General features: G+C 68.5%; 19 protein-coding genes and 1 pseudogene. 18 read left to right on the top strand and 2 right to left on the bottom strand.

Features of this window, described 5'->3' with window-relative positions; translation table 11 throughout:
• Window positions 1-3: 3 nt before the first annotated feature.
• The 3 genes from lnt to trmB all read left to right on the top strand — a co-directional run bounded on the left by lnt (window position 4) and on the right by trmB (window position 3,632).
• Entirely contained in the window at window positions 4-1,560 is a 1,557-nt protein-coding gene (gene lnt, locus ACQ66R_RS12150; RefSeq protein ID WP_430426279.1) for an apolipoprotein N-acyltransferase, read from the top strand.
• Between the two features lie 99 nt (window positions 1,561-1,659).
• A complete protein-coding gene (gene metK, locus ACQ66R_RS12145; protein WP_430422292.1) occupies window positions 1,660-2,880 on the top strand; it encodes a methionine adenosyltransferase in 1,221 nt (406 codons plus the stop codon).
• Window positions 2,881-2,957: 77 nt separating this feature from the next.
• On the top strand, window positions 2,958-3,632 hold the full coding sequence (gene trmB / locus ACQ66R_RS12140) for a tRNA (guanosine(46)-N7)-methyltransferase TrmB (protein WP_430422290.1): 675 nt from the start codon (window positions 2,958-2,960) through the stop codon (window positions 3,630-3,632).
• A 119-nt stretch (window positions 3,633-3,751) separates the two neighbouring features.
• Here trmB and ppa read toward each other — a convergent pair whose 3' ends face one another.
• Complete coding sequence (ppa, locus tag ACQ66R_RS12135) at window positions 3,752-4,285, bottom strand: inorganic diphosphatase (protein WP_421936949.1); 534 nt, start codon at window positions 4,283-4,285, stop codon at window positions 3,752-3,754.
• A 285-nt stretch (window positions 4,286-4,570) separates the two neighbouring features.
• On the opposite strand from ppa, the gene ACQ66R_RS12130 reads away from it, so the two are divergent.
• The 6 genes and pseudogenes from ACQ66R_RS12130 to infB all read left to right on the top strand — a co-directional run bounded on the left by ACQ66R_RS12130 (window position 4,571) and on the right by infB (window position 12,102).
• Window positions 4,571-5,233 carry a hypothetical protein gene (locus ACQ66R_RS12130; protein WP_430422288.1) on the top strand — a complete coding sequence of 221 codons (663 nt, stop codon included), beginning with the start codon at window positions 4,571-4,573 and terminating at the stop codon, window positions 5,231-5,233.
• A gap of 208 nt (window positions 5,234-5,441) precedes the next feature.
• Complete coding sequence (locus ACQ66R_RS12125; protein WP_430422287.1) at window positions 5,442-5,900, top strand: hypothetical protein; 459 nt, start codon at window positions 5,442-5,444, stop codon at window positions 5,898-5,900.
• A gap of 129 nt (window positions 5,901-6,029) precedes the next feature.
• Window positions 6,030-6,590: a ribosome maturation factor RimP gene (gene rimP, locus ACQ66R_RS12120; protein WP_430422285.1), complete on the top strand. Its 561-nt coding sequence runs from the start codon at window positions 6,030-6,032 to the stop codon at window positions 6,588-6,590.
• A 12-nt stretch (window positions 6,591-6,602) separates the two neighbouring features.
• Window positions 6,603-8,309 (top strand): transcription termination factor NusA, encoded by a 1,707-nt coding sequence (gene nusA, locus ACQ66R_RS12115; protein WP_430422283.1) that lies wholly within the window; start codon window positions 6,603-6,605, stop codon window positions 8,307-8,309.
• Between the two features lie 21 nt (window positions 8,310-8,330).
• Entirely contained in the window at window positions 8,331-8,996 is a 666-nt protein-coding gene (locus ACQ66R_RS12110; protein WP_430422281.1) for an RNA-binding protein, read from the top strand.
• Window positions 8,997-9,082: 86 nt separating this feature from the next.
• Window positions 9,083-12,102: pseudogene (gene infB / locus ACQ66R_RS12105) on the top strand (translation initiation factor IF-2).
• 97 nt (window positions 12,103-12,199) lie between these two features.
• Here infB and ACQ66R_RS12100 read toward each other — a convergent pair.
• Entirely contained in the window at window positions 12,200-12,733 is a 534-nt protein-coding gene (locus tag ACQ66R_RS12100; protein WP_430422279.1) for a GNAT family N-acetyltransferase, read from the bottom strand.
• A 59-nt stretch (window positions 12,734-12,792) separates the two neighbouring features.
• Between ACQ66R_RS12100 and ACQ66R_RS12095 the strand changes: the two genes are divergently transcribed.
• The 9 genes from ACQ66R_RS12095 (at window position 12,793) to ACQ66R_RS12055 (ending at window position 20,849) form a co-directional block, all read left to right on the top strand.
• Entirely contained in the window at window positions 12,793-13,296 is a 504-nt protein-coding gene (locus ACQ66R_RS12095; protein WP_430422278.1) for a DUF2939 domain-containing protein, read from the top strand.
• Between the two features lie 40 nt (window positions 13,297-13,336).
• A complete protein-coding gene (locus ACQ66R_RS12090) occupies window positions 13,337-14,119 on the top strand; it encodes a dienelactone hydrolase family protein (protein WP_430422276.1) in 783 nt (260 codons plus the stop codon).
• 98 nt (window positions 14,120-14,217) lie between these two features.
• The gene (rbfA, locus tag ACQ66R_RS12085) at window positions 14,218-14,655 is read left to right on the top strand and encodes a 30S ribosome-binding factor RbfA (protein WP_430422274.1); all 438 of its coding nucleotides are present in this window, start codon (window positions 14,218-14,220) and stop codon (window positions 14,653-14,655) included.
• A gap of 2 nt (window positions 14,656-14,657) precedes the next feature.
• Window positions 14,658-15,587: a tRNA pseudouridine(55) synthase TruB gene (gene truB / locus ACQ66R_RS12080; RefSeq protein ID WP_430422272.1), complete on the top strand. Its 930-nt coding sequence runs from the start codon at window positions 14,658-14,660 to the stop codon at window positions 15,585-15,587.
• 16 nt (window positions 15,588-15,603) lie between these two features.
• A complete protein-coding gene (gene rpsO, locus ACQ66R_RS12075; protein ID WP_430422270.1) occupies window positions 15,604-15,873 on the top strand; it encodes a 30S ribosomal protein S15 in 270 nt (89 codons plus the stop codon).
• Window positions 15,874-16,176: 303 nt separating this feature from the next.
• Window positions 16,177-18,312, top strand: a complete 2,136-nt coding sequence (gene pnp / locus ACQ66R_RS12070) for a polyribonucleotide nucleotidyltransferase (protein ID WP_430422268.1) — start codon at window positions 16,177-16,179, stop codon at window positions 18,310-18,312.
• Window positions 18,313-18,453: 141 nt separating this feature from the next.
• A complete protein-coding gene (locus ACQ66R_RS12065; RefSeq protein WP_430422266.1) occupies window positions 18,454-19,134 on the top strand; it encodes a PEPxxWA-CTERM sorting domain-containing protein in 681 nt (226 codons plus the stop codon).
• A gap of 131 nt (window positions 19,135-19,265) precedes the next feature.
• On the top strand, window positions 19,266-20,498 hold the full coding sequence (locus ACQ66R_RS12060; protein WP_430422264.1) for a serine hydrolase domain-containing protein: 1,233 nt from the start codon (window positions 19,266-19,268) through the stop codon (window positions 20,496-20,498).
• A 117-nt stretch (window positions 20,499-20,615) separates the two neighbouring features.
• Window positions 20,616-20,849 (top strand): hypothetical protein, encoded by a 234-nt coding sequence (locus tag ACQ66R_RS12055; protein WP_430422263.1) that lies wholly within the window; start codon window positions 20,616-20,618, stop codon window positions 20,847-20,849.
• Window positions 20,850-20,851 lie beyond the last annotated feature (2 nt).

Raw genomic sequence — 20,851 nt, 5'->3', positions numbered from 1 at the left:
CCCATGACGGCCCTGCTGGCGGGGCTGGCCGCGGGGCTGGCGCATCCGCCCTTCGGCCTGATCCTGGGCCTGCTCGGCTATGCGGTCCTGCTCCTGCGGCTGGAGACCGTGGGCGAGCGGCCCCGGCGCTCGGCCTTCCTGATGGGCTGGCTGGCGGGCCTGGGCTACTTCGGCCTCTCCACTTGGTGGATCGCCGAGCCGTTCCTGGTCGATGTCGCGATCCACGGCTGGATGGCGCCCTTCGCCGTCGTGCTGATGGGCGGAGGTCTGGCGCTGTTCTGGGGAGCGGCGGGCCTGGCCTATCGGTGGCTGCGGCCGCGCAGCGCCTGGAAGCCGCTGGTGTTCGCCGGCTGCTTCGCCGCCGCCGAGTGGCTGCGCGGGCATATCCTCACAGGGCTGCCCTGGAACCTGGTCGGCGAAAGCTGGCGGGCGGGCAGCGCGCCGTCGCAGGCCGCCGCGCTTGTGGGATCGTACGGCCTAACCTGGATTACGCTCGCGATCGCCTCGACCCCGGCGCTGCTGGTGCTGCCGGTCCGCCGTCTGGCCCAGGCCGGGATGCTGGTGATGGGCGGGATCGCGCTGACCGGGCTCTACGCCGGCGGCGCGGGGCGGCTGGCGGCGGCGCCCCGGCCGACGTTCGCCAAGGACGCGCCGGTCATCCGCGTCGTCCAGGCCAACATCGACCAGAAGGAAAAGTGGAAACCCGAGAACCTCGAAGAGGTCTTCGGAGCCTATGTCGAACTCTCCCGGCGTCCGGCCAGGGCGCAGCATGGGGTGGCGCGCCAGCCTGACATCGTGATCTGGCCCGAAGGCGCGCTTCCCGTGGTGATCGATGAGTTCATCGCCGATCCGCTCTATGGCCCCCGCTTCCGTGACGCGATCCGGCCCGGCCAGACGCTGCTGATGGGGGCCAACCGCGTCGAGCCGGCGGGTGAGGGCGACTACCGCTACTTCAACACCCTGGTGGCGTTCCGCCGCGACGACAGCGCGCTCCGGGTCACCGGCTTCTACGACAAGCACCGACTGGTCCCGTTCGGCGAGTTCATCCCGCTGGGCGACCTGGCGGGCCGGCTGGGCATCCGTTCGCTGGTCCACATGCCCGAGGATTTCACTGCCGGCCCGCCGCCGCGGCCGCTGATCGTGGCGGGCGTTCCCGCCGTCCAGCCGCTGATCTGCTATGAGGCGCTGTTCCCGGGCCTGGCGCGCGGCCCGCGGCCGAAGTGGATACTCAACGTCTCTAACGACGCGTGGTTCGGGCGCACCAGCGGCCCCTGGCAGCACTTGAACATCGCGAGCTACCGCGCCATCGAGGAGGGCCTGCCCATCATCCGCGCCACGCCCACCGGCGTCTCGGCGGTGATCGACCCCCAGGGCCGCATCCTGCCTGGCAAGTCGCTGGGCCTGGGCCAGTTCGGGATCATCGACTCTCGGCTCCCGTCGCCGGCGCCGCCCACGCCCTACAGCCGCTGGGGCGACGGCCCCTTCGCAGGCCTGCTGTTGGCGTCCGCGTTGGCCTGGGCTGCAGGCCGCAGGCGCCGCCCGCGGCAACCCGCCGACTAGTTTTCCGCGCGCTTGGCATCACATAAAGATTTCTTTATAGGCTTGCGCCCTACATTCAGGCTGCGCCCCCGTTAGACGCCCACATCCGGAGCCTTTTCCTTGAGCCGTTCCAGCTACATCTTCACCAGCGAAAGCGTGTCCGAAGGCCATCCCGACAAGGTTGCCGACCGCATTTCGGACACCGTCGTCGACGCCTTCCTCAGCGTTCAGCCCGAGGCGCGCGTCGCCTGCGAGACCCTGGTGACCACCAACCGCATCGTGCTGGCGGGCGAAGTCCGCGCCGGCAAACCGGGCGGGTCCAAGGCCGACAACAAGGCCCTGACCAAGGAGATCGTGAAGTCGCTCGAGCCCAAGGTTCGCGCCGCGATCAAGGACATCGGCTACGAGCAAAAGGGCTTCCACTGGAACAAGGCGAAGTTCGCCTGCCACCTGCACGAGCAGTCGGCCCACATCGCCCAGGGCGTGGACGCCACCGAGAAGAAGGACGAGGGCGCCGGCGACCAGGGCATCATGTTCGGCTACGCCTGCGACGAGACCCCGGCGCTGATGCCGGCCACGCTGCAGTACAGCCACGACATCCTCAAGAAGCTGGCCGAAGTCCGTCATTCGGGCGAGTGTCCGGTGCTCGAGCCCGACGCCAAGAGCCAGGTCACGGTTCGCTATGAGGACGGCCGCCCGGTCGAGATCATGCAGATCGTCGTCTCGACCCAGCACAAGAAGCGGATCGGCCTGCACATGGCCACGCCGAAGCGCCTCGAAGCGGTCATCCGGCCCTACGTCGAGGGCGTGATCCCCGCGGGCCTGATCACCAAGAAGACCAAGTGGCACATCAACCCGACCGGCCGCTTCGAGATCGGCGGCCCTGACGGCGACGCCGGGGTCACCGGCCGCAAGATCATCGTCGACACCTACGGCGGCGCGGCCCCGCACGGCGGCGGCGCGTTCTCGGGCAAGGACCCGACGAAGGTGGACCGCTCGGCGGCCTACGCCTGCCGCTACCTGGCCAAGAACGTGGTCGCCGCGGGGTTGGCCAAGAAGTGCACGATCCAGATCAGCTATGCGATCGGCGTGGCCCAGCCGCTGAGCTTCTACGTCGACCTGCACAACACCGGTGAAGTCGATCCGGCCAAGCTGGAGACCCTGCTCCCGCAGCTGATCGGCGGTGCGACGCCGCGGGCCATCCGCGAGCACCTGCAGCTGAACCGCCCGATCTATGCGCGCACCGCGGCCTACGGCCACTTCGGCCGCCAGCCCGACAATGAAGGCGGCTTCTCTTGGGAGAAGACCGATCTGGTCGACGCGCTGAAGGCGGTCGGCTAGCCCCACCCACATCGACGTCCAGGAGGCGCCGGCGATCCGTTTCGCCGGCGTCTTCGTTTCTGCGCTAGACACCATCCATGTCCGAGAACCACCCGCCGCTCCGGTCGTTCGGCCGCCTGAAGTCTCGGCCGATCAAGCCGCGCCAGGCCGCCCTGATGGAGACCCGTCTCCCCGGCCTGCGCATTCCGGCCGGGCCGGTCTCGCCCCAGGCGCTCATGCCTGAAGCGCGCGAGACGTGGCTCGAGATCGGCTTCGGCGGCGGCGAGCACATGGCTGCCCAGGCCGCGCGCCATCCTGACGTTCTGATCCTGGGCGCCGAGCCGTTCGTGAACGGCGTCGCCAGCGCGGTGCGGCACATCGACGAGCAGGCGCTGGGCAACGTGCGCCTGCATGACAACGACGTGCGCGAGCTGATCGCCCGCATTCCCGACGCCAGCCTGGCGCGGGTCTTCATCCTGTTTCCCGACCCCTGGCCGAAAGCCCGCCAGCAGAAGCGCCGGCTGGTGCAGCCCGAGCTGGTGGCGGATCTGGCGCGCACCCTCCGCCCGGGCGGCCGCTTGCGGTTCGCCAGCGATGTGGCGAGCTATGTCGATCAGGCGCTGGAGCGCTTCGTCGCCAACCCGGCTTTCGCCTGGCCGGCCCAGCGCGCGGACGAGTGGCGCAACCCGCCCGCCGACCACATCACGACGCGCTACGAGGAGAAGCGCCTGGGCGACTGCGCGCCGGTGTTCCTGGATTTCGTGCGAGAGTAGTTCCTCCCCCCAAGGGGGAGGGGCACCACGAAGCGGTGGAGGGGGCTTCGTCCGCGGCCTGCGCGGAAGCCCCCTCAGTCAGCTTCGCTGACAGTTCCGCCGGCGGGGGCAACTCAGCGCTAGCCGGCGTTCTTGTAGGCTTCGATCGACTGGCGGATCAGTTCGCCGGCTTCCTCGGGATCGGCCCAGCGGACGATGTCGACCGACTTGCCCTTCTCCAGGTCCTTGTAGTGCTTGAAGAAGTGGGCGATCTGCTCGGTCAGGATCGACGGCAGCGAGCGCCAGCTGTCCACGCCCGCGTAGAACGGGTGCAGCTTGTCGACCGGGACGGCCAGGATCTTTTCGTCGCCGCCGGCCTCGTCGCGCATGATCAGCGCGCCCACCGGCCGCGCCCGGATGATGGCGCCCGGCACCACGGGCGTCGGGCCCACCACGATGATGTCCATCGGGTCGCCGTCATCGGCCAGGGTGTGCGGGATGAAGCCGTAGTTGCCCGGATAGAACATCGCGGTGTGCAGGAACCGGTCGACGAAGATCGCGCCGCTTTCCTTGTCGATCTCGTACTTCACCGGCTCGCCGCCCTGCGGGATCTCGATGAGCGCGTTGACGTCGTACGGCGGGTTCTCGCCGACGGGAATCTTGGAGAGGTCCATGGGGAGGGTCTTTCAGAGACACACAAAACAAGAGGCGCGCTCCAATGGACCATTCGGAGCGATAGCGGAAGAGGCTGCGCCGCCGTCCGACGCGCGATCACATGCGGCCCGCTCGCTGACAGGCCCCCTGCAGGTTCACGGATACGGCCTCGCAGGCTCACCTGTCGCGCGAACGACGTTCACAGAACCGTCATGCTGAGCGTAGGTTGAGCGCTGCGGGGCAAACTCGGCGGGGGTGCGGGTATGCGGGGAAGTCAGCCTTTTGCGTTGGGTGGCGCGGCGGTCGTGGTCCGTCCGTCGTTGCTCGCTGGCCTGCTGGCGGCCGAGGCGCTGTTGGTTCTTCTGTACTTCGTGACCAATTCGGGCGTGCTGCCAGGCGCCCTGGGTCACCGGCTGGGCGTCCTGTTCGACCTCGACGCCGAGCAGTCGGTGGGCGCGTGGTTCTCGGCCAGCCAGCTTCTGGTGATCGGCCTGACCCTCTGGTCGGCGTCTGAGCACGTCGCGGGCGCCGACCGGCCGACGCCTTGGTTCCTGCGGCTCGCCGGCGGTGGGTTCGTCTTCCTCTCGGCCGACGAGGCGGCGGCGGTGCACGAAGCGCTGTCGCGGGCGGTCTACAAGGCGTCGCCGTCCGTGGCGCCCTTCGGACACGAGCACAGCGCCTGGGTCGTGGTCTACGGCGTGGCCGCGGTGCTGCTCGTGGCGTTCTTCTGGCCCCAGGTGAAGCGGTTTTGGCGGGCGTTTCCCGCGCCGAGCGCGCTGGGACTGGCGGGCGCGGCGGTGTTGCTGGCCGGCGCGACGGGCCTGGAGAGCCTGGGCTACCTCCACCTCTTCATGGGCCACGTGGAGGTGGCGCTGGAGGAGACCCTGGAAATGATCGGCGCCACGCTCATGCTGCTCGCGGCGCTGGCCGTGAAAGATGCGGTGACGGACGGTAGGCTTCGCCGTTGATCACGCGATCTCCCATCGCGAGTCGAGAGCTGAAGCCTACCGGCCCCATCACGGATCTCATGGCTGCGAGTCCGCCTCGGGCCTTGGCGATCACAAGAACGGTTCGAGAGGGCGGCCGCGGCGCGGCCGGCCGGAGGCCGGTGCTTGACATCGCCAAGGCCCGAGGCTCGCATCGACCATAAGCTTCAAAGACGGGAAGCATCTGACGATGCCCTTGCTGGACGATGTGGAGCGGTGGTTCGTGGATGCTCGTGTCGAGCGGGTTCAGCGCCGTGAACATTCCTGGACGTTCGCGTTCCTGGGAGGCGGCAGTCGCCGCGCGAACTTGGACGTGGAGCACGCCTGGCGACTGATCAAAGATGGCGGGCTGGTCGTCACAGACCGCGAAGACGGCGCGACTGCCGGAAGGGATGTGCCGATCGACGCCGAAGCGATCGCCGCGAGCATCTTAGAGGTGCGCCGCGTTGTGACCGCACGCGTCGATTCAGAGACCGCGGATCTCAGTCTATCGTTCGAAGGCGGGGTGCGATTGGAGATCCTGACCATATCCACGCTTTACGGGTCCTGGCAACTCATCGGCGATGGGATTGAGGCCGCCGTTCAGGAGGGCCGGCTATTCGACCCAGCCTGGTTCATAAAGGGATCGGGAGAGGCCACCGACGCATAGGCCCTCGTGACAAGCCCTCCGCCCTTCGCTATATGTCCTCCCAACATCGTCCGTTAGCGCTGTATGGCGCCTACGAGCGGCGGGCTCCGGCCCGACCGCTTTTTTCTTTATCTGGGCCTGAGTTTTCGTATGCGCGGGAAGACCGCAGAAGATCTGAAGCTGCTGGAACTCCTCGACCCGGTCGCGGAGGCCGCGGGCTATGAGATCGTCCGGCTGCGGCTGATGGGCGGCGCCGAACACCGGCGTCTGCAGATCATGGCCGAGCGGGCCTCGGACGGCGACATGGTGGTCGAGGACTGCGCCCGGCTGTCGCGCGCCATCTCCGAGGTCATGGACGCCGCCGATCCGATCAGCGGCGAATACACGCTGGAAGTCAGCTCGCCCGGTATCGACCGGCCGCTGACCCGGCCCAAGGATTTCGAGGCCTGGGAAGGCTTCGAGGTGAAGATCGAGCTGGACCGGCTGGCCGAGGGGCGCAAGCGCTTCCGCGGCGTGCTGCAAGGGATCGACAAGGGCGAGACGGGGGACGACCAGGTCGGCATCGACCTGGAGGGCGAGGCCGAGACGGCCATGATCCCGCTCGCCTGGATCGTGGAGGCCAAGCTGGTCCTCACCGACGAACTGATGAAGCGGGGCGCCGAGGGCCGTGCGGCCCGCCTCGCTTCAGAACAACAACAGACGACCGAGTAGAGGGAAATTCCCATGAGCCTGACCGGCATTTCGGCCAACCGGCTTGAACTCCTGCAGATCGCCGAGGCGGTCGCCCGCGAGAAGTCGATCGACAAGGAGATCGTCATCGAGGCGATCGAAGAGGCGATCCAGAAGGGCGCCCGCTCGCGCTACGGCGCCGAGCACGACATCCGCGTCCATATCGACCCGAAGACGGGCGAGACGACGATCAAGCGCGTGGTCACCGTGGTGGCCGACGACGCCGTCTTTGGCGGCGGGACCGATCCCGAGACCGGCGAGGACCTGCCGTTTGAGGAGCCCCCGGGCATCCTGCGCCTGGCCGATGCCAAGCGCCGCGACAAGGACGCCGAGGTCGGCAAGACCTACGAAGAGCTGCTGCCGCCCTTCGAGTTCGGCCGCGTCCAGACCCAGATGGCCCGCCAGGTGGTGATGGGGAAGGTCCGCGACGCGGAGCGCGAGCGCCAGTTCGAAGAGTACAAGGACCGCGTGGGCGAGATCGTAAACGGCACGGTCAAGCGGGTCGAGTACGGCAACGTCGTCGTCGACCTGGGCCGCGGCGAAGGCATCATGCGCCGTGACCAGTCGATCCCGCGCGAGAACTTCAACATCGGCGACCGGATCCGCTGCTACATCTACGACGTCCGTCGCGAGACGAAGGGCCCGCAGATCCTGCTGAGCCGCGCCCACGGCGGCTTCATGGCCAAGCTGTTCGCCCAGGAAGTGCCGGAAGTGTACGACGCGGTCATCGAGATCCGCGCCGTGGCCCGCGACCCCGGCAGCCGCGCGAAGATGGCGGTCATCAGCAACGACAATTCGATCGATCCCGTCGGCGCCTGCGTCGGCATGCGCGGTTCGCGCGTGCAGGCGGTGGTGGCCGAACTGCAGGGCGAGAAGATCGACATCATCCAATGGAGCCAGGACGAGGCCACGTTCATCGTGAACGCGCTGGCCCCGGCCGAAGTCTCCAAGGTGGTGATGGACGAAGAGGACGAGCGCGTCGAAGTGGTCGTCCCCGATGAGCAGCTGTCGCTGGCCATCGGCCGTCGCGGTCAGAACGTGCGTCTCGCCTCGCAGCTGACCGGCTGGCAGATCGACATCATGACCGAGAGCCAGGAGAGCGAGCGCCGCCAGCGCGAGTTCACCGAGCGCACGGCCCTGTTCCAGGAAGCCCTGGACGTGGACGAGGTCATCGCCCAGCTGCTGGTCACCGAAGGCTTCGCCTCGGTCGAGGATGTGGCCTACGTCGACGTTTCCGAGATCGCCTCGATCGAGGGCTTCGACGAGGACACCGGCGCCGAGATCCAGGCCCGCGCCACCGACTACCTGGAAAAGGAAGCCGCCGAGTACGACGCCAAGCGCCAGGAACTGGGCGTCGAGGACGGCCTGCTCGAGATCGAAGGCATTACCCTGCCGATGGCCGTGGCTCTGGGCCAGGGCGACGTGAAGTCGGTCGAAGACCTGGCCGGCCTGGTGCCCGACGACCTGCGCGGCTGGTTCGAGAACAAGAACGGCGAGCGCGTGCGCGAGCCGGGCATCCTCGAGAGCTTCAACCTGGATCCGGCCGACGCCGAGCTGCTGATCATGCGCGCACGCATTGTCATGGGCTGGGTCGAGGCTCCGGAACAGCCGGAAGCCGCCGAGGAAGAGTTCGAGGCCGAGCAACCCAGCGAAGAAGCCTTCGCCGAGGCGGAAGCCGCCGGCGAAAGCCAAGACGCTTAAGGTCGGGTGAGGTGACCCGCCATGGAGATATCCGCCGCTAGGCCCCATGCCACACTCGCCCAGGCGTCGCGCGAACGGCGTGACGTCGTCTCGGGCGAGGTCATGGAGGAAGCGCGGCTGATCCGCTTCGTGGCGGGCCCCGACGGCCAGGTCGTTCCTGACCTGGCGCGCAAGCTGCCGGGCCGGGGAATCTGGGTGGCGGCGAATCGCGCGGCGGTGGCCGCCGCCGCCAAGAAGAACCTGTTCGCCCGCTCGGCGAAAGCGCCGCTGAAAGCGTCGCCCGACCTTCCGGATCAGGTGGAGCGGCTGCTTCGGCAGCGGGTTTTGGCCAGCCTGGGGCTTGCGAAGCGCGGCGGCGACCTTACCTCCGGGTTCGAGAAAGTTTCGGCCGCGATCTCCTCGGGCAAGGCCGCCTGGCTGATCGAAGCCTCGGACGGCGCCGCCGATGGCCGCCGCAAGATCCTGGCCCTGGCCCGCAAGGCCACCTCTCCGCCCGGTCTGGTGGGCGTGTTCGGCGCCGCGGAATTGGGTTTGGCCTTAGGGCTGGAGAATGTGATACACACCGCCTTCCTTGCGGGGCGAGCCGCCGGGCGTTGGGCCGAAGATGTCCGCCGCCTGGAGGGGTTTAGTCCGCTCCTTCCTGAGGATTGGCGCGAGGAGCCTGTCGAGGCCAAGCGGAAGCCGTAGGGCTTTCCGCCTGTCTTCATTTTGAGATGGGCCTTAGTTGAGATGAAGACGACCGGGATCCGCCCGGGGCTGAGTAAAGCGAGCGAATGAGCGAAAACGACAACAACGGCCGTAAGCCCCTGACCCTGAAACCCCGCACCGGCGGGGCGGTCAGCTCGGGTACGGTGAAGCAGAGCTTCAGCCATGGCCGGACGAAGACGGTGGTGGTCGAGACGAAGCGGGCGCGCCCGCATGCGTCGCCCGGCGGCAATCTGGCCGCGCCGTCCGCTCGCGAGAACCGCGTGTTCGAGCCCCAGCGCCCCGCGCCGCAGCAGGGCGGTCCGCGCCCGGCCGCGCCGAACGACGGCCTGTCGGCCGAGGAACGCGCCGCCCGCCAGCGAGTGATCGAAGCGGCCCGCGCCCAGCAGGCGCAGGCCGAGGCCGAGCGTCGTAGCCGCGAAGAGGCCGCTCGCGCCGCCCAGGCCGCAGCCGCCGCTCAGGCGGCCGCCGCTGCGCAGGCTGCAGCTCCGCCGCCGGTTCAACCCGCTGCGCCTGCGGCTCCTCCGCCGGTGCAGGCGGCCGCTCCGGCGCCGACGCCGGCTCCTGCGCCCGCTCCGGTCGCCCGGGCGCCGGCCGCGCCCGCGCCGCCGCCGGTCCAGGCCGCGCCGGCTCCGGTCGCCGCTGCGCCGCCGCCGCAACAACACGCCCCGCGTCCGAGCGGGCCCAGCCATGCCGCGCCGGGTCAGGGTCAGACCCGCACCTATCAGCCGTCGCACGATCGCCGTGACGACCGCCCGACGACCACGACCTATCGTCCGCCGGCCGCCTCGACCGGCCGGTTCGAGAACGCCAACTTCGGCCAGCGCGCGCCCGCGCCGACGCCCGTCCGCCGCGGGACGACCGTGGCCCGCCGCGCCGCGACGACCGTCCGCAGCAGCAGGGCGACCGTGGCCCGCGTCCGGAAGGCACGGGCACTGTCCGTTACTCGGCCCTGGCTCCACGCCCGGCGCCTCCGCGCGACGGCGTCCGCCCCGGCGGCCCTCCTGGGGCCCGTGGTCCGCGTCCGGCTCCCAACGCTCCGCCGGCCACGCCGGAGGTTCAACGGGCCACCCGTCAGGCCCCGCGGCCGGGTGGCACGGTCATGGACCGCCGTGACGACGACGACCGTCGCCGCGCCAGCGAGCCCGGCAAGGGCGCGATCAGCCGCGCCAAGGGCGCCCCGAACCGACGCGAAGGCCGCCTGACGATCCAGGCCGTGGCCGGCGACGCCGAGGGCGCCGAGCGCATGCGGTCGCTGGCGTCGGTTCGCCGCGCCCGTGAACGTGAGCGTGAAAAGCGCAAGGGCGGGGCGGTCGAACAGGCCCGCGTGGCCCGCGAAGTGGTCATCCCGGACGTCATCACGGTGAGCGAGCTCGCCAACCGGATGGCCGTGCGCGGCGTCGAGATCATCAAGTTCCTGATGCGTCAGGGCGTGATGCTCAAGATCAACGACATCATCGACAACGACACCGCCGAGCTGGTGGCCACCGAGTTCGGCCACACCGTGAAGCGCGTGTCCGAAGCCGACGTCGAAGAAGGCTTCATCGGCGCCGAGGATCTCGACGATCACCTGGAAGGCCGTCCGCCGGTCGTGACCGTCATGGGCCACGTCGACCACGGCAAGACCTCGCTGCTCGACGCCCTGCGCTCCACCGACGTCGTGTCGGGCGAGCACGGCGGCATCACCCAGCACATCGGCGCCTATCAGGTTCGCCTGGAAAACGGCCAGAAGGTCACCTTCCTCGACACCCCCGGCCACGCCGCCTTCTCCGCCATGCGGATGCGCGGCGCCAACGTCACCGACATCGTCATTCTGGTGGTGGCGGCCGACGACGGGGTCATGCCTCAGACGATCGAAGCCATCCAGCACGCCAAGGCGGCCGGCGCTCCGATCATCGTGGCGATCAACAAGATCGATAAGCCCGACGCCGATCCCACCCGCGTGATCAACGAGCTGCTGCAGCACGAGATCGTGGTTGAAAGCCTGGGCGGCGACACCCAGGTGGTCGAAGTCTCGGCCACGCAGAAGATGGGCCTCGACGACCTGATCGAGAACATCCTGCTGCAGGCTGAAGTGCTGGACCTCAAGGCCAACCCGGACCGCACCGCCGACGGCATGGTGATCGAAGCCAAGCTGGATCGCGGGCGGGGCGCCGTCTCGACCGTGCTGGTCAAGCGCGGCACCCTGAAGCGTGGCGACATCGTCGTGGCCGGCGCCAACTTCGGCCGCGTCCGCGCGCTGCTGAACGAGCGTGGCGAACAGCTGGACGCAGCCGGCCCCTCGGTTCCGGTGGAAATCCTCGGCCTGGACGGCACGCCCGATCCGGGCGAGCCGTTCGCCGTCGTCGAGAACGAAGCCCGCGCCCGTGAGCTGACCGAGTATCGTGTCCGCCTGAAGCGTGAGAAGGCCGGCGCTCCGGTCCAGGGCGCGTCCCTGGCCGAGATGATGGCCAAGATCACGGACAAGAAGGTCTCGGAGCTGCCGCTGGTCATCAAGGCCGACGTGCAGGGTTCGAACGAAGCCATCGTGGGCTCGCTGGACAAGATCGGCACCGACGAGGTCCGCGCGCGGATCATCCTGTCGGGCGCCGGCGCGATCAGCGAAAGCGACGTCATGCTGGCCAAGGGCGCCGGCGCGGCGATCCTCGGCTTCAACGTCCGCGCCTCGAAGCAGGCGCAGGCGCTGGCCGAACGCGAAGGCGTCGAGATCCGCTACTACGCGATCATCTACGACCTGCTGGACGACATCAAAGGCGTGCTCTCGGGCATGCTGGCGCCGATCCAGCGCGAAACCTTCCTGGGCAACGCCGAAGTTCTGCAGGCCTTCGACATCACGAAGGTCGGCCGGGTCGCCGGCTGTAAGGTCACCGACGGCGTGGTCCGCAAGGGCGCGCGCGTCCGGATCATCCGCCAGGACATCGTCGTGCTGGAACTGGGCGTCCTGCAGACGCTCAAACGCTTCAAGGACGAGGTCAACGAGGTCCCGTCCGGTCAGGAATGCGGCATGGCGTTCCAGGGCTTCCAGGACATCAAGGCCGGCGACGTCATCGAGTGCTTCAATCTCGAAGAGGTCAAGCGGAGCCTCTAGGGCGCCGCTTCCTCCCCTGCCGGGGAGGGTGTCAAGTGAACTGAGACGGGCGGGGATGTGTCGATCATCCCCGCCCGTTTTGCGTTTGGACTCCCCATCAAGGGCGGGAGGGCCGCTTCATCTCGAAGTAGGCGCTTGGTCCGCCGAACCCCATGTCGCGGTCGCCCAGCCGCGTCATGCCGATGCGCTCCAGCACGCGCTGCGAGCCGAAGTTCTGCGGGTCGGTGAAGGCGATGATGTGATCGACGTCGGTGTTGGCGAAGGTCCAGTCGGCGATGGCGCGGGCGGCCTCGGTCGCCAGCCCCTGGCCCCAATACTCCGGTCGGAAAGCATAGCCCAGTTCCAGTTCGCTGGTGGCCGGCCACCGGCTGATACCCGCCCGCCCTACGAAGGCGCCCTCGGTCGTGAACACGGCCCACTTCGAGTGGCCGCGCGTGGCGTGCTCGGTCACGAACCGATCGAGCGCGGCGGCGATCTCGTCATCGCTCCAGATCCCGCCCATATAGCGGCCGACCTCGGGGTCGCGATGCAGCTCGGCGATCAGACCGAGATCATTGCGCGTGAAGGGCCGGAAAAACATCCGCGCCGTCGTGAGGATCGGTTGATCCGATCCGGCTCCGGATCCGTTCATCTGCGGTTGGGCCTCCGTGTGGGAGCGTTCTAGCGCAGCTTGACCTGAGAGGAATGCCCATGCGCGGCTTCGTGATCGTCCTGATGGCCCTGGCGCTCAGCGCCTGCGCCACCGTGCAGAAGCTGGACGCCGCGTCTGACGTCCACGCGCTGCTGATTTCCATCCGCGACGGCGATCGCGCGACGTTCAACACGCTGATCGACGAGCGGTCCCTGAAGCAGGAGATCCAGTCACGCCTGGTGGCCGAGGCGCGACGCGACGCGCGTGTTCCGGCGGCGCTGGCCGCCATGCTGGCGCCCAGCCTGGCCGAGATCGCGGGCGAGGCCCTGATCCGCCCCGAGGTGTTCCGAGCCGTGGCCGAGGAATACGGCTATCGCCGCGACATGGCGATCCCGGGTCCGATCGGAATCTCCACCATGCTCAAGCCCCTGGACGACGGCCGCGTCTGCGCCGTGACCAGCAAGGGCGGCCCCTGCCAGCTGATCTTCACCCAGGGGCCCGACAACCGCTGGCGGCTCTCGGGCTTCGCGGGCGATCTTTCCAGGCTGCGGATCAACCGCTGATCACGTTAGGCTCTCCCCGGTCTGGTCTGGGGAAAGCGGCATGAGCGATGAGGCGGCGCTGAGCGCCTACACGAAGTTCGATTTCACGCATGATGGGCGGACGTATCCGGTGTACCGGCGCGGCTCCGGCCCCGCCGTGATCGTCATGCACGAGATGCCCGGCCTGCACCCGCTGGTGGTTCGGTTCGCCGACCGGGTGGCGGCGGCGGGGATGACGGTCTTCTGCCCCAGCCTGTTCGGCAAGCCGGGCAAGCCCGTCAGCCGCGGATACACTTTGACCACAGCGCTGGGCGTGCTGTGCATCCGGCGCGAGTTCTACGTCTGGCGCGGCGACCGTTCGAGCCCGGTGGTGGATTGGCTGAAGGCGCTGGCCCGACAGGCGCACAGCGATTGCGGCGGCAAGGGCGTGGGCGCCGTCGGCATGTGCTTCACCGGCGGCTTCGCGCTGGCGATGATGACCGATCCATCGGTCGTGGCGCCCGTGCTGTCGCAGCCCTCGCTGCCGATCAACAAGAAGGGCGCGGCGCAGATCGGCGTCTCGCGCGAAGAGCTGGCCTGCGTGAAGGGCCGCCTGGCGGACGAGGACCTGTCGGTGCTGGGCCTGCGGTTCAAGAGCGACAAGCTGGTCCCTGACGCCCGTTTCGAGACCTACCGCCGCGAACTGGGCGACCGCTTCGAAGCCATCGAGCTGGAGGATGAAGACGCCGCCCCGGCGATCATCCCGCCCCACTCGGTCCTGACCCTGCACCTGAAGGAGGACGGCCCCACCAAGGCCGCCGAGCAGCGCACGATCCAGTTCTTCAGGGAGCGGACCGGGGCGTGAGCACGCCACAGGTGACACGCCGAGGCAGATGAACTAGAAGCCGCCGCTTTCCTGCACGGGCGTCCGATCCGTCCGCCAGGTTGCTGAGGCCCCTTCCCATGAAACGTCCCCACACATCCGGCCGCGCGGCCCCGAAGGGCCCGTCGCAGCGCATGCTGCGCGCCGGCGAACTGGTGCGCCACGCTCTGGTCGAGATCTTCCGCGAGGAGGAGATCAACGACCCGGTCCTGGCCGGCGTCTCCGTCACCGTCACGGAGGTGCGCGTGAACCCCGACATGCGCCACGCCACCGTTTTCGTCGAGCCGCTGGGCGGCGAGAACGCAGACGAGGTCACCAAGGCGCTGAACAGGCATTCGCGGTTCATCCGCGGCCACCTGGGCCGGATGGTCGACATGCGCTTCACCCCCGACCTGCACTTCCGCCACGACGAGAGCTTCAACGAGGCGGCACGGATGGCGCGCCTGTTCGACGATCCCAAGGTCCGCCAGGACCTCACGCCGGATGCGCCGTCCGACAGCTGGAAGGACGATGACTAGGCATGGCCCGCCGAAAGAAGGGCCAGGCGATCTCGGGCTGGATCAACCTCGACAAACCCTACGACCTGACCTCGACGTTCGCGGTGGGCCGCATCCGCCGCCTGTTCGACGCCCAGAAGGCCGGCCACGCCGGCACGCTGGACCCGCTGGCCACCGGCATCCTGCCCATCGCGCTGGGCGAGGCGACCAAGACCGTCCCGTTCCTGGTGGACGCCGACAAGGGCTATCGCTTCACGATCGCCTGGGGCCGCACGACCGCGACCTTTGACCGCGAGGGCGAGACCATCGCCAGTTCCGACGTGCGCCCGACGCCCGAACAGGTGGCCGCGGCGCTGCCCGCCTTCATTGGCCAGATCGACCAGGTGCCGCCCGCCTATTCGGCCATCAAGGTGGACGGCGAGCGCGCCTACGACCTGGCGCGCGCCGGCGAGACGGTGGAGCTGGCCGCCCGCAAGGTCGACGTCTTCGACATCCGCGTGGTCGAGGCGCCGGACGCCGATCACATCACGCTGGACATGGATTGCGGCAAGGGCACCTACGTCCGCGCGATCGTTCGCGATCTGGCCGATACGCTGGGTGCGTGCGGCCACGTGAGCGCGCTGCGCCGAACGCGGGTTGGGCGCTTCCGGCAAGAAAATGCCGTGGCGCTGGAAACTCTTGAAAATTTGGGCTATGAGGCCCGCCAATCGGAGGCCCTGCTTCCGGTCGAGACCGCACTGGACGACATCCCGGTGCTGGCCGTGACCGATGAAGACGCCTTTCGATTGAAGCAGGGACGATCGATCGTTCTCGTTCCCCGACAGGTGGAAGCGGTGAAAGCCGGGCTCAAGCCGGGCTCACGCACCGTTTCGGCCATGGCGGGGGGGACGATGGTGGCGCTCTGCGAGATGCGTGCGGGCCGGCTCGAGCCCTCGCGGGTCTTCAATCTTTGAAGAGCGGAGAAACCCGATGTCGATCACGGTTGAACGTAAAGCCGAAGTCATCAAGACCCACGCCCGCGGCGAAGCGGACACGGGCAGCGCCGAAGTCCAGGTTGCGATCATGTCCGAACGGATCGCCAACCTGACCGAGCACTTCAAGACCCACAAGAAGGACAACCACTCGCGCCGGGGCCTGCTGAAGCTGGTCTCCGCCCGCCGTTCGCTCCTCGATCACCTGAAGAAGTCCGACGCGGCTCGCTATCAGGCGCTCATCGAGAAGCTGGGCCTGCGACGCTAGGTTTCCAACCGGACCCGTTTCCCGAGCCTCTTGAAGCGAGGATGGGGATCGGGTCCGTTTCGCATCGGGGCGCGGTTTCACCGCGTTCCGTCCGAGTTTTCCTGAGGTCGTCCTAGAGGGCCTCGGGAGCCGCTCCTCCGTCACAGGCCGGGGGGCAGATGCGGCGCCGGGGCAGTGCGCCCCACACACGCCGAGGGTCGCAAAGAGGTCCTCACCGCCTGTGCCATTGGAGAGGATTCGCCTCAGACGATCCCCTGTCCGCCCCCGCCGGGAATACGCCCGCGGGACCAGAAAGAAGCCAAAATGTTCGATATCAAACGCAAGACCATCGAGTGGGGGGGCAAGCAGCTCACGCTCGAAACCGGCCGCATGGCCCGTCAAGCCGACGGCGCCGTCCTGGCCACCTACGGCGAGACCATGGTGCTGGCCACCGCCGTCTACGCCAAGAGCGCGAAGCCCGGTCAGGACTTCTTCCCGCTCACCGTGAACTACCAGGAGAAGTTCTACGCCGCGGGCAAGATCCCCGGCAGCTTCCCCCGCCGCGAGGGCGCGCCTTCGCAGAAGGAAACCCTCACCAGCCGCCTGATCGACCGTCCGATCCGCCCGCTGTTCGTGAAGGGCTTCAAGAACGAGGTCCAGGTCGTCACCACGGTGCTGGCCCATGACCTCGAGAACGATCCCGACATCGTCGCCATGGTCGCCGCCTCGGCCGCCCTGGTGATCTCGGGCGCCCCCTTCATGGGCCCCATCGGCGCCGCGCGCGTCGGCTTCATCGACGGCCAGTACGTCCTGAACCCGACGACCGACGAGATGAAGGAAAGCCGGATGGACCTGGTGGTCGCCGGCACCCAGGACGCCGTGATGATGGTGGAGTCCGAAATCCAGGAGCTCTCGGAAGAGGAAGTCCTGGGCGGCGTCACCTTCGCCCACAAGTCCATGCAGGCCGTGATCGACGCGATCATCGAACTGGCCGAGCACGCCGCCAAGGAGCCGTTCGACTTCCAGCCGGACGACACCGACGCCATCAAGGCCGAAGTGAAGAAGGCCATCGGCAAGGATCTGGCCGCCGCCTACAAGATCACCGCCAAGACCGAGCGGCACGCCGCGCTGTCGGCGGCGAAGGAAAAGGCCGTCGCCAAGTTCGCCAAGTCCGACACCAACCCGGCCGGCTATGCCGCCGACAAGCTGGGCGGCGTGTTCAAGGAACTGGAAGCCGACGTCGTCCGTCGCTCGATCCTCGACACCGGCATCCGGATCGACGGCCGCAAGGTCGACCAGGTCCGCCAGATCGTCGGCGAAGTGGGCGTACTGCCCCGGGCCCACGGCTCGGCGCTGTTCACCCGCGGCGAAACCCAGGCCCTGGTCGTGGCCACCCTGGGCACCGGCGACGACGAGCAGCTGATCGATGCGCTCGACGGCAAGTACTATGAGAAGTTCATGCTGCACTACAATTTCCCCCCCTTCTCGGTGGGGGAAACGGGCCGCATGGGCGCGCCGGGCCGCCGCGAAGTCGGCCACGGCAAGCTGGCCTGGCGGGCGATCCGTCCGATGCTGCCGGCCTACGAAGACTTCCCCTACACGATCCGCCTCGTCTCCGAGATCTTCGAGTCCAACGGCTCGTCCTCGATGGCCTCGGTCTGCGGCTCGTCGCTGGCCCTGATGGACGCGGGCGTGCCCCTGAAGAAGCCGGTCTCCGGCATCGCCATGGGCCTGATCCTGGAAAGCGACGGCTTCGCCGTTCTGTCCGACATCCTGGGTGACGAAGACCACCTCGGCGACATGGACTTCAAGGTCGCCGGCACCGCCGACGGCATCACGTCGCTGCAGATGGACATCAAGATCGCCGGGATCACCGAGGAGATCATGAAGCAGGCCCTCGCCCAGGCGAAGGGCGGCCGTGACCACATCCTGGGTGAGATGAACAAGGCCATGGAGGCGCCCCGCGCGCACCTGGGCGAGTTCGCGCCGAAGATCGAAACCATCAAGATCGCGGTCGACAAGATCCGCGAAGTGATCGGCTCGGGCGGCAAGGTGATCCGCGAGATCACCGCCGAAACCGGCGCCAAGGTCGACATCGGCGAAGACGGCACGATCAAGATCGCGGCCGCCGACCAAGCCAAGATCGACGCGGCCCGCGACTGGATCAAGTCGATCGCGTCCGAGCCGGAAATCGGCACGATCTACACCGGCAAGGTGGTCAAGATCGTCGACTTCGGCGCGTTCGTGAACTTCTTCGGCGCCAAGGACGGCCTGGTCCACGTGAGCCAGATCGCCGACAAGCGCGTCGAGAAGGTCTCGGACGTCCTGACGGAAGGCCAGTCGGTCAAGGTGAAGCTCCTGGGCTTCGACGACCGCGGCAAGACCCGCCTCTCCATGAAGGTCGTCGACCAGGAGACCGGCGAGGACCTGTCGAAGAAGGAAGAGACCGCCGACGCTTAAGGCGGGATTCAACAGACCTGAGTCAAAAGGGGCGGCTGGAGCGATCCAGCCGCCCTTTCCATATCCGGGAAGCAGCGTCGAACAGGACCCTGGCGGCGCCGGCCTTGCTGCGCCGCGGGCAAGAAGCCCGAGGTGATGGACGTGAAACGCAACCAACGGATCAGCGCCCTGGCGGCGACGGCAGCGATGGCGCTGGGCGCCGCGCCGGCCCTGGCCGGGACCGCCGTCGAATACCTGACCAACGGCAGCTTCGAGAACACTGGCGGGGCCCAGGCCGAAGGCTGGGGCGGGCTCACCTACTATGCCGGCGGGGTGTGGACGATCCCGGGCTGGACCGTCGAGGCCGGCAGCGTCGACCTGACCACCAGCGCCTCGTTCTGGGGCCCAGCGTCGGACGGGAACTATTCGATGGACATCAACGGCTGGAACGCCGGCACGATCTCGCAGTCGTTCGCCACCGTCCTCGGCCGCACCTACACTGTGTCGTTCGACTACTCGCGCAACGTGGCCGGCGCGCCCAACCCGGCGACCGCGCTGGTCACCGCGGGCGGCCAGAGCTTCACCGTGTCGGCGGCGAACGACGGCACGTATGGCTTCGGCCACAATATGCAGTGGAAATCGGGCTCGTTCTCGTTCGTGGGCACGGGTGACGTCGAGACGATCCGTCTGGCGGCCACCGTGCCCGGCAACGGCGGGGTCTTCTTCGACGACGTCTCGGTGAGCGGCGTCGTTCCCGAGCCGGCCACCTGGGCCTTGATGATCGGGGGTTTCGGCCTGGCCGGCGCGCTTCTGCGCCGGCGCCGCGCGATGGCGACGGCCTGACGATATCCGACTTGAGCTTGTGATGCGGGAGGCGGCTGGAGTGATCCAGCCGCCTCTTTTCTTGCGCCCCGGTCCGGCGCAGCATGCGCCTGCCCACGCGCGCCAAGACGCGCGGGCCAAGGGGAGGCGATATGAACGGAATGGCGCTTGATCGGCGGACCCTGTTGCTGGCCGCCGCCGGCTTTGCCGCGGCCGGGCCGGCCTGGAGCCAGGGCGAGGTCGCCGCGCCCTCGCCCCTCGACACCACGCCAGAGAACCAGGCCTACACCTTCCGCAACCAGGACCAGACCCGGCCCGTCCGGCCGATCCGTCGCGGCCCCAACGTCCGGCCATTGCCGCCGCACGCGCGGGCGTTGCCCGGGATCAGCTATCCGCTGGGCGGCGCGACGCGCACCCTGGACGACTACATGACCCAGTGGCGCACGGGCGGCGTGCTGGTTCTGAAGCGTGGCGAGATCGCGCTCGAGCGGTACGGCATGGGCAACGGCCCCGAGAGCCGCTGGACCAGCTTCTCGACCGCCAAGTCGATGACCTCGACCCTCGCGGGCGCCGCGCTGCGCGACGGCGCGATCCGCAGCCTGGATGATCCCGTCACCCGCTACCTGCCGCAGTTCAAGGGCTCGGCCTATCAAGATGTCACCGTCCGCAACGTGCTGCGGATGTGCTCAGGCGTGGCCTGGAAAGAGGAGTACGATCCAAAGGGCGTCTCCGAGGTGGTGCGGCTGGGCGCCGCCATGGCCGCGGACCGGCCGGGCGCCGTACTGGAGCTGATGCGCAGCCTGTCGCGGGCCGTCCCCCAGGGGACGCGGTTCAACTACTCCACCGGCGAGACCTGCCTGCTGGGGGCGATCGTCCGCGCCGCGACGGGCAGGCCGCTGGCCGACTATTACGCCGAGAAGGTCTGGGGACCCGCCGGCATGGAGGCCGACGGATACTGGCAGCTTGAGACCAGAGACGGCATGGAGTTGGCCGGCCTGGGCGTCAGCGCGCGCCTGCGGGACTACGGCCGCTTCGGTCAGTTCGTGCTCGAGGATGGAGTGGCGCGCGACGGTCGGCGGATCCTCCCGGTCGGCTGGCGCGACCTGGCCGGCCAGCCCGACAGCGAGGCGACGGGCTTCGGTCACCTCATAAAGGGCTATCCCCTGGGCTACGGCTATCAGTGGTGGGTCCTGCCCCGGCAGGCCGGCGGCATCCACGACGGCGCCTTCACCGCCCAGGGCATCTTCGGCCAGTTCATTTATGTGAACCCGCGCGAGCAGGTGGTGGCGGTGGTGTGGAGCGCTTGGCGAAAATCCTGGGAGGACGCCGCGGAGCTGGAGACCTACGCCCTGCTGGGCGCCGCGGCCGAGGCGCTGCGAAGCTGACGCATGCCTGGCCGACCTAGTGTCGTGGCCCGCGGCTTGCTGCGCCATCTTGACTAGCCATCGCCTGCGGGCAGGCTGGCCCGATTCAAGACTCACTGCCGGAAGATGCCAGAGCCAATGACCGCGCCCGACGAAACACCCCGGCCCAAGGCCGGCTTCTGGCGCCGGTTCTTCATCTTCCTCGCCGTCGGCGCCGTCGGCACCGCGGGCTCGCTGTTCGCCAAGAGCAACCAGCTGCCGATGGGCGGCCGCATCATCGTGGTGGTGATCGGATCGGTCTCGATCGCCCTGGTGCTGACCTTCCTGGTGCCGCTCCTGGACCGGCGTGGCCGCGACGCCGCCAAGAAGTAGCG

It is taken from the genome of Phenylobacterium sp. (genome assembly GCF_965284355.1).
Taxonomy (GTDB): Bacteria; Pseudomonadota; Alphaproteobacteria; order Caulobacterales; family Caulobacteraceae; genus Phenylobacterium.
Note: the sequence above shows the minus strand (reverse complement) of the source record. Positions and strands in the feature narration are given on the sequence as shown.